Origin of the sequence: Lachnoclostridium sp. An118 (assembly GCF_002160985.1) — a bacterium.
Classification (GTDB): Bacteria; Bacillota; Clostridia; order Lachnospirales; family Lachnospiraceae; genus Claveliimonas; species Claveliimonas stercoravium.
In genome coordinates this window covers 1-12,055 of record NZ_NFLQ01000037.1, presented here as the reverse complement: position 1 = coordinate 12,055, position 12,055 = coordinate 1, and the positions used below count along the sequence as shown (strand labels likewise).

Genomic DNA, 12,055 nt, shown 5'->3' with positions numbered 1-12,055 from the left:
GGTAGTGTAAAAAACTTTGTGGCTTTGGTAAAAAATGGCTCCTTTTTGGTAAGAATTACAGATATGACAATTCTTATCGAAAAGGAGTTTATTTATGGCAGTAGCAAAAGACCAAATCCGACAGATTATTACAGAAAACAACATTACCAGTGTGGCTGATGTTTACTCCCTTCTCAAAGACAGCTTCAAAGATATATTGCAGGAGCTTCTGGAAGCCGAGATGGATGCAACTCTGGGCTATGAAAAAAATTGTAAAGGTGATCTCAAGAGCGATAATAAGAGGAATGGCCACTCTCCCAAAACACTCAAAAGCCAGTACGGGGAATTCCAGATCGATGTTCCCCGTGACCGCAATGGTGAGTTTGAACCAAAGCTGATCCCTAAATATCAGCGGGATATTTCCGGGATTGAGGAGAAAGTAATCTCTCTCTATGCCCGCGGAATGAGTACAAGGGATATTCATGACCAGCTCCAGGAACTTTATGGGATTGAACTTTCCGCCGAAATGGTCAGCAAAATCACGGACAAAATCCTTCCGGAAGTGAAAGAGTGGCAGTCTCGTCCACTGAACCCTGTATATCCTTTTGTTTTTATGGACTGTATCCATTACAAAGTCCGGGAAGACGGCAGGATCCTCAGCCGCGCTGCTTATATTGTACTGGGAGTTACCGTGGAAGGATACAAGGATATTCTCAGTATTACCGTAGGAGCGAATGAGACCAGTAAATTCTGGCTCGGAATGCTCAACGACCTGAAAAACCGTGGCGTGCAGGATGTCCTGTTCTTCTGCGTAGACGGTCTCCCCGGATTTAAAGACGCAATTCAGGCCGTTTTTCCACAGGCACAGATCCAGCGCTGTGTCATCCATATGCTGCGCAATTCTTTTAAATATGTGAATTATAACGATCTGAAGAAGTTTTCCGCAGACTTCAAGGCTGTCTATAACGCGCCCAATGAATCCGCAGCTCTTTCGGAATTGGAAACGATCAAGGAGAAATGGGGAAAGAAATATCCCTATGCGATCAGTAACTGGGAAAACAACTGGGAAGATGTGAGTTCTTTCTTCCAGTTTTCCGGAGATATCCGCAGAATTATGTATACCACAAACATCATAGAAGGGCTGAACCGTCAATACAGGAAAGTCACAAAGACAAAGAGTGTGTTCCCAAGCGATACCGCTCTTGAAAAGATGCTGTTTCTTGCGAGCAGAAATGTAACAAAGAAGTGGACGCAGCGTTATCGGAACTGGGATCAAGTGTTGAACCAACTGATTCTTTTATACGATGAGAGACTGACAGCATACCTGTAAAAGGAAAACAGGAGTGGATGAAAAACTATTCCGCTCCTGTCTTCCCCTTATTCCTTCGGCATTTATAGTATTCCCAGAAAATCCCAGCTTATTCCTGAGGCCGGGTGTGGGCAGAGCCCACGAAAAAGGGATTACAGATGCCGTTATTTGTGCTGCAAAAAATCTTAAAATTCATGTATAACATGAGTCAAATGGGTAATACTATAAACAGATAAGTAATTCGACAGCCAAAAAGCAGAAGTTCCGACAAGACAATTATACATATCTGTTTCTTATCAAAGAAGAATTTTTCCCATAGACACAGAAAATTTTATGCCCTCTCCTTGAACAATTATCATTTTGACCATAAACAGTCGTGAGCAGTTTTAAAAGAAAAAACTCTCACGACTTTTTATGTCATTTAATGATCAGTATCCGCTTTTCCCTCGTTATCAAATATCTTGTCCAGCGTTCCCCCCATATCTTCAACCAGGTTTACCACCAGGGCATTGCCCATCATAAATCTGCGTTTATTGACCGGCATCTCTACTTCTTCTCCATTGACCAGACAATACTTTGTATGGTCTGTTGGAAATCCCTGTATCCTTTCTGTTTCAGCCGCTGTCAGCAAACGGATCCTCCCTGTCTTTTTGTCTCTGACAATGTGTGTTGTCCGGCTGAAACTTCCTTCCGAAGTCAACATAGTCCTGGCTGGTTTATCGTAACTATCCAGCATTTCGATAGCTCCTTCCGAAAAAATATATTCATGTCCATTTGAGGATCTGCGGGCTAATTTTTTTCCACCTTTTAAGTATTGCCATGTCTTTCTCTGCTCTTTTGGCAATTTTCCCCTTGTCTCATCAGATCTTGTGATCGATGGATCTGTATAGTACAATCTCTCTTCCGGGATAAAATACTTTTCATCCACATCCCCGGTCTCCATGATATCCCCCAGCGTGATCTGAGGGCCATCATATTTAGGCGCTGTCTTCAGTGTATATATCACACCGTCTTTCATGATCCCTGTGTTTTCAAATCCAAAACTAAATCTATCCGATAATTCCCCTATCCCTTCCGGCAATTCTTCTATCATTATCTTGTCGTCAGCCACTTCATATACCGGGAAAGTTTTCGCGAAAAAGCCTTCTGCCAAAAGGACTTTCCCCATGCTGACCCTTCTTTTTTCTATGCTGTCTTTTCTGGCGTAATCCACCCGCTCCTGGACCGATGATGAATAATCTGTGTCATTTCTGTACGCGAAGATAAAAGTCCTCCGTCTCCGCTGTTGATATCCATAATCCGCCGCATTGATCACACGCCATTCAGCGGTATAGCCCTGATCCCTGAGACAGGCTAAGATGATCCCAAAATCACGGCCTCTCTGCTTAGCCGGCGACTTGAGCAGCCTGTCTACATTTTCAAGCAAAACAAAAGGTGGCTCTTTTGCCTCTATGGTATCTCTGATAGACCACCAGAGTACCCCCTTTTTCCCTTCCAGACCCTTTGATGTAGCCAAAGATGAAGCTACTGAGTAATCCTGACAGGGAAAGCCCCCCACCAACAGGTTAAAATCAGGTATTGTCTCCTTATTTACTTCTTCGATATCCACATTGGTCGTATCATTTCCTGACAAGTCCATCCTCGTCCCAAATTGATGTACATAACAATCATGGGCGTATTGCGTTTTCTTCTCCGCAGGCTCCCATTGATTAAACCATACTGTTTCCCACTCTTCCGGCTTTTTTAAATCTTCTAATGTCTTTATGTGGTTCAGGCCGCAACGAAAGCCTCCGACACCTGCAAACAACTCACAAACTGTTTTTTCCACTTTTAGCACCTCATCATTCGAACGATCGTTCTGTTATAATATACATTATCTTATTCTGGAGATTTTGTAAAGCTTCTTTTTCTCTCTGACCGATTTTTTCATCGATCATTAAACGATGCTATATTTCTTCCTCCGTCTCCATTTCATTAAGTTTTTGTTCAAAAATGGTTTCTTCGATCACACGTATACATTCATCAGGATCTTTAAGTATATCCTTTCCCCAAAAATGTATGACTGTCCATCCGAGATATTGCAAAACCTGATCTTTCTCTATATCGCGCTGCATATTGCGCTTGATCTTTTTCACCCAGTAATCAGGATTTTTTCCTTTTTCCAGGCGGGGTTTCAGGATTTCCCAATCTTTGCCATGGAAAAATTCACTGTCGCAAAAGATAGCGATCTTATACCTGGTAAGAGCAATATCCGGACTTCCCGGCAAAGCTTTATAGTTTTTACGATACCGATAGCCTTTATTCCACAGAGCTTTCCTGAGCGCGATCTCTATTTTTGTATTTTTCCCTCTGATCTTGCTCATATTGTTATGGCTTTTTTCTGTTACCTCACCTGAAAAACGAGGCTCTTTCGGAGCGCGCTTATCCTTCACTATAATTTGTCCCCTTCTTTGCTGTCAACATCTTTTTAGAATACGCCAATAATCTTTTCTTTGTATCTTCACTGTCAATAGACCTTAACCATTCCTCGATGTTGGATGGATCAAGTGCATTTTTGCGCAATACATACCTTATTTTAGGATTATATCATAACGCAAACAGCAGATTCAATATTCATATCTCCAGCCAAAACACCAGGCCCGCACCCCGGACCTGGTGTCGAAAAACTCTGCCCTGCTCTCCTTTTTCTGGCCGTACACTTCCTACCTTTCCCCGCCGTCCCTGCGCTTTCTGATCCTTCTCTCCCTGACAACGCGCCCTCCCGGGGCGCTGACAGCAGCTCCTACTCCTCCAGGCTCCTCCTCGCCTCCCGGGTGATCTCCTCCGGGAACCCGAACACCTCCAGCAGGCGCACCGCGTTGGTCTGGCGGCAGATGCCGGAATGGATCTTATAGTCAAAGGCGAGGCCCTGCTCGTAAGCCTCCTCGCAGAAATAGAAGCCCTCGTACCCTGCCGGCCCGCTGACCAGATTTTCCGCAATCTCCAGGTCGTGGGTGGCGGCAATCACAAGGCAGCCCTTCTCACGAAGATACTGAAGGACAGCCGTGGAGGCGGCGATACGCTCCTTTGTGTTGGTCCCCCGCAGGATCTCATCTATGACAGCCAGCACAGGCCGGCCCTCATCCACCTTCCGGATGATCCGCTCCATGGACCTAATCTCCTTGATAAAATAGCTCTCCCCCGCCAGCAGGTCGTCCCGTATGGCGATGGAGGTGTACACGTCAAAGGGATACAGGCGGGCCCTGGAGGCGGCGCAGGTATGGACGGAGGCAGCCAGCACCACACTGATGGCCGCCGCCTTTATAAAAGTGGATTTTCCCGAGGCGTTGGAGCCGGTGATGATGCACCCGGTCTTCAGGGACAGGTCATTGTACACTGGCTCGTCGATGAGGGGATTGTAGAGGTCCTTAAGCTCCAGCTCCCTGCGGCCGGAATACTCCGGCACGCAGAAGAGGGGGAGGCTCCTGCGCAGGGAGGCAGCGCACACTGCCACGTCCAGCTCTCCTGTGATAAGAAGGATGCGAAGGACCTCCTCCCGGTGGGCGCTGATCTCCTTCATGGCCCTGTTGTAATGGACAAAATCCACCAGGAAGGCGCCCTTCACATACACCCTGACCAGCTCTGACAGGTCTGTGCTGTACTGGCTCTGCTGCCTTTTCCGGAGAACCCGGAGCGTCTTGTTCAGCTTTGCGGCCGCCTCCTTTGTTCCCCGGAATTTTTCCCGGAAATGTCCGCCGCAGATCTTGTCGCTCTCTGCAAGATTTCCTGCAAGTGAGGTGAGAGCCTGGACCGCGCTGATGATTTCCAGATTAATTTCATAGCTGTTCTTTTTCAGCGCGTACACGCACATGTTGACGAGGAAAAGGAACAGGAAGGGCGACAGCATCTCCATATTCCTGAAGAAAATGGCGGCCCCAAGGCCGCCCAGGAGGCTGGCGATGAGGAGGGCCTGCAGCACCCGGTAGACCCAGGGATGCTCCAGCTCAAAAATCTCCGGTTCGGTGATGAGCTCAGGCACGTAGCAGCTGTTTTCCTTTTTGCCCAGGTCGAACAGGCGAAGCTGCAGCTCCTGCCGCTCCTTTTCGTTCTGGTCCAGCCAGGTGATATCCTCCTCCAGGGCCGCCAGCCTGTCAGGCTCTGCGTCCATATCCCTCATGCTCTTGTAGAAGACCTGCTCCCCCACCCAGGAGCAGCAGGTGTTGACCCTGACAAAGACGTCGTCCAGGTCCAGATCGCTCCAGGTGATGTCGTCCAGTCCGTTTTCTGTCTTTGTCTTCTCCCAGAGTATCCTGGTCTGCTCAGAGGGGCGCTCCCCCTCCTCCGGCTTCTGTCCGAAGGAGGAGAGGACCCTTGCCCGCTTCCATTTTCTCCCCTCACGGTGATTCCAGGCGGAGACCAGGACTGTAAAAATGACCAGGCCCGCCACAGCGATGATTCCTGTCATGACCGCTCCTTTTTCAAAACTCGTTTATCTTCAAAAGCTTTGCTCCTAAAACTCTTTCTTCTCCAGTATCCTAGCGCTGATGAACATGGAGATCACCATCACAGCCGCCGCTGCGGCTATACACACTGCGGCCACGCCTGACAGTCCCATGCGTCCCATAACTCTGGCAGCCTCCCGCAGTGCTGAATCATCCAGACCTGCCAGCTTTACGATGCCAAAGACGAGGGCCATAGTCCCCAGCAGGACGATGAACATGGCGATACGCCCTTTCTCCGGCCCGAATTTGAGCTGGAAGGGGATCATGACAGCCAGGAAAAAGAACAGAAGGGCCGCGCTCACTCCGGCGGTGAACAGGGTCTCTCCCGTCTGCTCAGCTCCTGCCATCCCGTCTGTGTATATAAGGATAAAGGCCAGGATGAGGAGAAGGCCCGCTCCGCCTGTCACGATGCCGAAGATATATTTCTCCAGCGCATAGATCTTCCTGTCAAAGGGCAGTGTAAAGAGGAAGGCGTTGCCATTGTCGTATTCATCGTAGCTGATAGTGCTCAACACAAAAAAGGAGCACACAAAGCCCACATAGGGGAGCACAAAGGTGGCAGGCGATGACTCATCGCCGCCTGTTATCGTGAGAAATACCGCCATGACAAACACCAATATAAAGAAGTTCTTCTGATTTTTCAGCAGTCTGAAATCCTTGATCAATAGCCCTTTCATACTCGTTCACCTCTTATCATCATTGTGATCATATCATCGATGCCGCTGTTTTCTATCACGACCTTCGGATAGTTCTCTATATAAAACTGCTTCTGGTCCGTGAGGGCACTGTAGCCGTAGGGCTCCTTTTTCACCCGCAGGAAATACTGCTGGTCCACAGAGGCGTACTGCTCCGGGTCCAGCTTCAAAAGACCGTAGCTTCCGAGCAGCACATCCGTCTCTTCGTGGAGGATGATGCGCCCTTCATGGATCATGTAGAGGTCGTCGCATACCCCCTCCAGGTCTGTGGAAATATGGGAGCTTATCAGGATGGCCCTGTTCTCGTCCTCCTCCATGTACTCCCGCAGGATGCCAAGGAGGCTGTCCCTTGCCACCACGTCAAGCCCTGCCGTTGGCTCATCCAGCAGGAGAAAATCCGCCCCGTGGCTGATGGCGATAAGAAGCTTTAATTTCGCCTTCATGCCGGTGGAAAATTCTTTGATCTTCCTGTCCACAGGGAGCTGGTACCCGCGGCACTTCTCCAGAAAATCCGCCCGGTCAAAGGAGCGGTAAAATCCATCGAGCATGGCCGCCGTGTCCCGGACCGTCAGATACTCGCTGACACCGGAATTGGAAAGCACCACGCCCACCCTCTCCTTGTCCGCCGTGGTCAGAGCTTTCGTATCCTTCCCCAGCAGGGTGATCCGGCCGCCGTCCGTGTGGATGAGCCCCAGGATCGCCTTAAAGGTCGTACTCTTGCCTGCGCCGTTCTGGCCCACGAGGCCGGTGATACAGCCGGGCTGCACCTCCAGGGAGCACTCCAGGGTGAAGCGGTCATAGTTTTTCCTGACATTTTCTAACTTTAACATAGCCTATTCCTCCAAAATGAGTGAAAATAATTCTCTTATCTCTTCATCCTGCATCCCGTATCTTCTGCCTTTCTGAATGGCCAGTTCAAGATCGGCTTCCACTTCCCTTCGCTTCTCTTCCTTCATCAGTTCCGTGTTGGAGGCTGCGATATAGGTACCTTTCCCATGCACGGTAACCGTGAATCCCTCCTGCTCCAGGTTGTCATACGCTTTTTTAACAGTCAGAGCACTGATCTTCAGCTCCTTTGACAGCGACCGCACAGAAGGAAGCGGGTCGTTCTCCTTCAGTTCACCCTTCAGGATGAGAGCCTTCACCTGCTCGATGATCTGCTCGTAGATCGGGACCATGGATGAATGGTTGATGATGATCTGCATATTCATCCTCCTTCTGTTAAACAGTATATAACAGTATATTACTGTTGTCAACTGTTATATTGTGTTATACTCATTTTTAGTTGCTTCCGAAGCTACCGCATCAAAAAACGGACAGGCCACAGTTCTATTCTGCTCCCAGAAGCTGACGGCGCGGTCGATCCAGCCCTCCGCCACGGTCCCCTCTCCCAGGCCGAAGCCGTGCCGCAGTCCGTCGAACACTTCAATCTCCGCATTGGTCCCGTTGTCCTGTATCCGGCTGATGTAATCCTCCATCGAGCGGTAGGAGGCAATCCCGTCGCTGGTCCCCACGCAGGCGTAGGTGGGAGGCTCGTCCCCTGTCACATCGGACAGTCCGGTGTACTGCATGACCACAGCCGCCGGTGCCGGGTACTCGTTTTCCCCGAAGGCCTCCGTGCCATAGGACCCGAGCCATGCCGCCATCCGGGCGCCTGCCGAGCCGCCCCACAGGGAGTAGTCCGCCATGTCGATATCCAGCTCCTGCGCGTGTTCATGGAGAAAGGCGATTGCCCTTGCCAGGTCTTCGCAGGCTGTGTCCGCGCCGGGCCGGTAAATGAGGGCAAAGGCGTTGTAGCCCTTTTTGGACAGCTCCAGGGCCTGGGGAAAGCTGTCGTGCATGGCAGCCACATACGCAAATCCACCGCCCGCATTGACGATGGCCGTCTTCGCTCCCGGCTCTCCCCGGAAGAAAAAGAGGCCTGCGTTTTCCTTGTCCGGGTCTTCCGCCTTCTCCTCGTCTGTGTAGATGTCGTAGAAGATCTGATCGCCGGAGGCGGCCTGGTCCCTCAGATAATTCGCTATTTCCACCGTGCGCTCCGGGTCCACATTGTTGTACCATGTCAGGATGTCTCCCACATCCTGAAGCTCCAGGTCGTCACTGATCGACTTATCCACCGGGAAAATGAGCCTTCCGTAGTCTCCAAACACCGGATCGTTCATCACGTCCACGACCTTTGTCTCCAGAGTATAGTCGCTTTCACCGTCCGTCGTCCCTGTATCCCCGTTGTGTAATACCTCTTATTCTGGTCCAGAGCGCTGATCTCTGCCATCTCCTCCTCCGTCAGGGCAAAGTCGAACAGGTCAAAGTTGTCGCGGATATGGTCCGGATTTTTGGAACCGGGTATCACGATGTTTCCGTCCTGGATATGCCAGCGCAGGATGATCTGTGCCGGACTCTTTTTGTATTTTTCTCCCAGCTTTGCAAACACTGGCTCCTGCAGGAGCGCCGCGTCCCCGTGTCCCAGAGGATACCACGCCTGGATGACGATGTCAGCTTTGGCGAGGAATTCCTTCAGCTCCTTCTCCTGGTCATAGGGGTGTACCTCCGTCTGGAGGACTGCCGGTTTCACCTCGCATATGTCAAGGATCTCCTGGATCTGCTCTTTATTGAAGTTGGAAAGTCCGATTGCCTTCACCTTGCCTTCTTTATATGCCTTTTCCATCAGTCGGTAGCCGGCCACATAGTTTCCTGCGGGCTGATGGATCAGGAGCAGATCGATGTAATCTGTATCCAGTCTCTCAAGCGTCTTGTCCACTGCATCCTCCTGCTCGTAGAAAGAGGGCCACAGCTTTGTCTCCAGGAAAATCTCACTGCGGTCAACGCCGGATTTTCTGATGGCGCGTCCCACTGCCTTTTCATTTACATAGGCGTTTGCTGTATCGATCAGGCGGTAACCGTCTTTCAGGGCGTGGGCAACGGAATTCTCCGCCTCGTCCGGCGTCAGAAGGAAGGTCCCTATTCCTGCCATAGGCATTTTTACTCCACTATTTAATGTTGCATATTCCATTGTGATCCCTCCTTGCGATCCTGCTCTTTTATCTTACAGCTTTAGTATAGACCTCTCTGCGGGCCGGAAGAAGTTCCATTTTGTTAAGCAGTATATACTCTACGGTTGGCAGACATCTAGTTTCCAGTTGACTATCCCGCTGTTTTATCATACTATATAGGTAACTAGTTACTCATTAATTCCATTTATTAATCTTATCAGGGAGCGGATGGACTATGCAGATAGCGGATCTGATCGAAAAATTCAGGCACACGAGAGACGGGCAGGGGCGGGCCATCTTCAGCACCCTCTTCATCGCGGGGAACCGGCTCCAGACCAGCTTTGACAGGGCGGACGGCCAGGTCACCCTGAAGCAGTTCATGCTGCTGACCATGCTGCGCCAGTCCGGGGAGGACATGACCTTCACCCAGTTAGGTGAGCTTCTCGGCTGCTCCCGCCAGAACATCAAAAAGCTGGCCGCCTCCCTGGAGAAGAAGGGGCTGGTCACCATCTCCAGGAATCCCCTTGACGGGCGGGCCTGCGTCATCAGTCCCACAGAGGAGCTGGCAGCCTACTTCCGGCAGGCAGCACAGCTTCACACCAAAAAGCTGGGGGACCTTTTTTCTGTCTACTCAGACGAAGAGATGGAGCAGCTTTTCCGGCTCCTCATGAAACTGTACTGCGGGATAGACAGACTGGAGCAGCCAAAGCAGCAGTCGGAACGGCAGCCGGGGCAGTGTGAACAAAGAGAACAAAATGAGCAGAGAAAGCAGGAGGAGAGACTATGAGTGAGACGATCATACTTTACAGCTCCAGATACGGAGCAGCCAGGCAGTATGCCCACATGGCGGCGGAGGAGCTGGGCCGGGGCGCCCGGGATGTGAAGGATGTCAGGAGCGCTGCCAGCGGGGATATCATGAAAGCTGACTGCATCATCCTGTGCGGCGGCATCTACGCCGGAGGGCTCTCCGGCGTCTCCTGGATGAGAAAGAACAGCGCAGCGCTTGCAGGTAAGAAGGTGGTCCTCTTCGCCGTGGGGGCCTCCCCCTGGGACGAGAAGGCTGTGGAGCAGCTCAGGGAGCGGAACTTAAAAGGACTGCCCGGGAACGTGGTGCTCTTCTACGGCCGGGGCGCCTGGGATGAGTCCGCCATGAGCTTTAAGGACAGGACTCTCTGCCGGATGTTGCAAAAAGCGGTGGCCAAAAAGGACCCGGCCTCCTGCGAGCCATGGGAGACGGCCCTTCTTGAGGCCTCCGGCCGCTCCTGCAGCTGGATCGACAAGAAATATCTGGAGCCGGTATATGAATACCTGGCCACGCCCTGAGGGGAGCATCTGACGGGATTTACATGGCGGGATCTACAAAAGAGGGATGAGCCTACTGCTCATCCCTCTTTATCACATGGGTCTCCATATTTCCGAAATCACTGCTCAGTGTAAACTGGTCTTCAATCCCTTCCGTCAGGTATATCTGGCCGTCCTGGGTGACAAGGAGCATCTCAAAATCCTGGTGGTCCCGCCAGTACCGGGAAGCCTCATCCAGCCCTTTTACGAACATGGATGTGGAGAGGGCGTCCCCTCTTTTCCCCTCCTCTGTGATGATGGTGACGGAGGCAAGCCCATTGTCCACAGGATAGCCTGTGTCCGGGTCAATGATGTGTCCGTATTCCTTTCCATCCTCCCCCACAAAATACCGCTCGTAGTTGCCGGAGGTGACGACCGCGCAGTCAGAGGCAAGGAGCATGCCCAGGACTCCCTCGCCCCCGTCAAAGGGACTGCGGATCCCCAGCCGCCAGTCGCCCCCGCCGGGCCTCTCGCCCACAGCCTGGATGTTGCCCCCCAGGTCGAGAAGGGCCGAGGTGACGCCTTCGTCCTTGAGGAGCCGGGCCAGGATGTCTCCCGCGTATCCTTTTCCCACAGCACCCAGGTCAAACTCCATGCCGGCGGGAAGCTGGACTGTGGTGCCGTCCATCTGCACTCTCTCATATCCCACATTGGCAAGGAGGGCGTCCAGCTCCTCCTGGGAGGGTATCCGGTTCTCATCCGTGGTAAAGCCCCAGGCCTCCAGCACCGGGTAGATGGTGGGGTCCAGGTCCCCGTCCGTCTCCCTGGCCATCTCCAGGGCAAAGCTCACGATATCCGCCGTGTCTTCACTTAGGGTCACCGGATTTCCCCCGCTGTGGTCAAGCTGGTAGATCTCGCTGTTCTCGTCTGTCACGGACCACTCGCTCTCCAGCTTCTCCACCTGGGCCTGGGCCTTCTCCAGGGCCGCCTCCGCCCCGTCGCCGTAGGCTGTGAGGGTCATGTAGGTGTCCATGGCAAAAAATTCCACCTGGGCGGGGTCTCCCCCGCTCTGGCTCCCTGTCCCGAAGGAGGAAGCCTGTCCGGAGCATCCGCCCAGGGCCGCCGTGCTTCCTATGAAAACTGCTGCGCACGCCAGGACGGTCAGGCCGCTCCATCTGCTTTTATACTTCATCTTTGTTCTCCTGTCTGTGATTTTTCGTCCTTCTCCAGTATACAGGAAAATGCTCTGTGAATGAAGTACCAGTTTTTCTATTTCTGCGTGATCAGCGCATTTTCTCCAAAATCTGCGCAATCATGGCG

At 51.7% G+C, this 12,055-nt stretch carries 13 protein-coding genes; 4 read left to right on the top strand and 9 right to left on the bottom strand.

Going from position 1 to position 12,055, the window contains the following annotated elements; all coding sequences use genetic code 11:
• Window positions 1–94: 94 nt before the first annotated feature.
• Window positions 95–1,309, top strand: a complete 1,215-nt coding sequence (locus B5E62_RS16490) for an IS256 family transposase (protein WP_087175595.1) — start codon at window positions 95–97, stop codon at window positions 1,307–1,309.
• 13 nt (window positions 1,310–1,322) lie between these two features.
• Window positions 1,323–1,490, top strand: a complete 168-nt coding sequence (locus tag B5E62_RS17005) for a hypothetical protein (protein ID WP_162610342.1) — start codon at window positions 1,323–1,325, stop codon at window positions 1,488–1,490.
• 219 nt (window positions 1,491–1,709) lie between these two features.
• On the opposite strand, the gene dcm is transcribed toward B5E62_RS17005, so the two are convergent.
• From dcm to B5E62_RS16450, 8 genes are all read right to left on the bottom strand, one after another.
• On the bottom strand, window positions 1,710–3,116 hold the full coding sequence (dcm, locus tag B5E62_RS16485) for a DNA (cytosine-5-)-methyltransferase (RefSeq protein WP_087175594.1): 1,407 nt from the start codon (window positions 3,114–3,116) through the stop codon (window positions 1,710–1,712).
• A 118-nt stretch (window positions 3,117–3,234) separates the two neighbouring features.
• Window positions 3,235–3,720, bottom strand: a complete 486-nt coding sequence (locus B5E62_RS16480; RefSeq protein ID WP_275532600.1) for a very short patch repair endonuclease — start codon at window positions 3,718–3,720, stop codon at window positions 3,235–3,237.
• A 350-nt stretch (window positions 3,721–4,070) separates the two neighbouring features.
• Window positions 4,071–5,732, bottom strand: coding sequence for a MutS-related protein (locus B5E62_RS16475; protein WP_087175593.1), 1,662 nt, complete (start codon window positions 5,730–5,732; stop codon window positions 4,071–4,073).
• A gap of 45 nt (window positions 5,733–5,777) precedes the next feature.
• A complete protein-coding gene (locus B5E62_RS16470; RefSeq protein ID WP_087175592.1) occupies window positions 5,778–6,446 on the bottom strand; it encodes an ABC-2 transporter permease in 669 nt (222 codons plus the stop codon).
• Window positions 6,443–7,294 (bottom strand): ABC transporter ATP-binding protein, encoded by an 852-nt coding sequence (locus tag B5E62_RS16465; RefSeq protein WP_087175591.1) that lies wholly within the window; start codon window positions 7,292–7,294, stop codon window positions 6,443–6,445. The genes B5E62_RS16470 and B5E62_RS16465 overlap by 4 nt, the downstream gene beginning before the upstream one ends.
• Window positions 7,295–7,297: 3 nt before the next feature.
• The gene (locus tag B5E62_RS16460; RefSeq protein WP_087175590.1) at window positions 7,298–7,669 is read right to left on the bottom strand and encodes a GntR family transcriptional regulator; all 372 of its coding nucleotides are present in this window, start codon (window positions 7,667–7,669) and stop codon (window positions 7,298–7,300) included.
• A 54-nt stretch (window positions 7,670–7,723) separates the two neighbouring features.
• Window positions 7,724–8,626 (bottom strand): alpha/beta hydrolase, encoded by a 903-nt coding sequence (locus tag B5E62_RS16455; protein ID WP_242958027.1) that lies wholly within the window; start codon window positions 8,624–8,626, stop codon window positions 7,724–7,726.
• Entirely contained in the window at window positions 8,626–9,474 is an 849-nt protein-coding gene (locus tag B5E62_RS16450) for an aldo/keto reductase (RefSeq protein WP_087175589.1), read from the bottom strand. The genes B5E62_RS16455 and B5E62_RS16450 overlap by 1 nt, the downstream gene beginning before the upstream one ends.
• Window positions 9,475–9,689: 215 nt before the next feature.
• Between B5E62_RS16450 and B5E62_RS16445 the strand changes: the two genes are divergently transcribed.
• Together B5E62_RS16445 and B5E62_RS16440 are read left to right on the top strand one after the other, a co-directional pair.
• Entirely contained in the window at window positions 9,690–10,241 is a 552-nt protein-coding gene (locus B5E62_RS16445; RefSeq protein ID WP_087175588.1) for a MarR family winged helix-turn-helix transcriptional regulator, read from the top strand.
• Complete coding sequence (locus B5E62_RS16440) at window positions 10,238–10,777, top strand: flavodoxin family protein (RefSeq protein ID WP_087175587.1); 540 nt, start codon at window positions 10,238–10,240, stop codon at window positions 10,775–10,777. The genes B5E62_RS16445 and B5E62_RS16440 overlap by 4 nt, the downstream gene beginning before the upstream one ends.
• A 52-nt stretch (window positions 10,778–10,829) precedes the next feature.
• On the opposite strand, the gene B5E62_RS16435 is transcribed toward B5E62_RS16440, so the two are convergent.
• Window positions 10,830–11,927 carry an FAD:protein FMN transferase gene (locus tag B5E62_RS16435; RefSeq protein WP_242958025.1) on the bottom strand — a complete coding sequence of 366 codons (1,098 nt, stop codon included), beginning with the start codon at window positions 11,925–11,927 and terminating at the stop codon, window positions 10,830–10,832.
• Window positions 11,928–12,055: the final 128 nt, after the last annotated feature.

Excerpts from the sequence above, each read along its gene's own strand:
- B5E62_RS16490 (WP_087175595.1), top strand. The coding sequence starts at position 95 with ATGGCAGTAGCAAAAGACCAAATCCGACAGATTATTACAGAAAACAAC.
- B5E62_RS16475 (WP_087175593.1), bottom strand. The coding sequence starts at position 5,732 with ATGACAGGAATCATCGCTGTGGCGGGCCTGGTCATTTTTACAGTCCTG.
- B5E62_RS16470 (WP_087175592.1), bottom strand. The coding sequence starts at position 6,446 with ATGAAAGGGCTATTGATCAAGGATTTCAGACTGCTGAAAAATCAGAAG.
- B5E62_RS16465 (WP_087175591.1), bottom strand. The coding sequence starts at position 7,294 with ATGTTAAAGTTAGAAAATGTCAGGAAAAACTATGACCGCTTCACCCTG.
- B5E62_RS16460 (WP_087175590.1), bottom strand. The coding sequence starts at position 7,669 with ATGCAGATCATCATCAACCATTCATCCATGGTCCCGATCTACGAGCAG.
- B5E62_RS16455 (WP_242958027.1), bottom strand. The coding sequence starts at position 8,626 with ATGAACGATCCGGTGTTTGGAGACTACGGAAGGCTCATTTTCCCGGTG.
- B5E62_RS16450 (WP_087175589.1), bottom strand. The coding sequence starts at position 9,474 with ATGGAATATGCAACATTAAATAGTGGAGTAAAAATGCCTATGGCAGGA.
- B5E62_RS16445 (WP_087175588.1), top strand. The coding sequence starts at position 9,690 with ATGCAGATAGCGGATCTGATCGAAAAATTCAGGCACACGAGAGACGGG.
- B5E62_RS16440 (WP_087175587.1), top strand. The coding sequence starts at position 10,238 with ATGAGTGAGACGATCATACTTTACAGCTCCAGATACGGAGCAGCCAGG.
- B5E62_RS16435 (WP_242958025.1), bottom strand. The coding sequence starts at position 11,927 with ATGAAGTATAAAAGCAGATGGAGCGGCCTGACCGTCCTGGCGTGCGCA.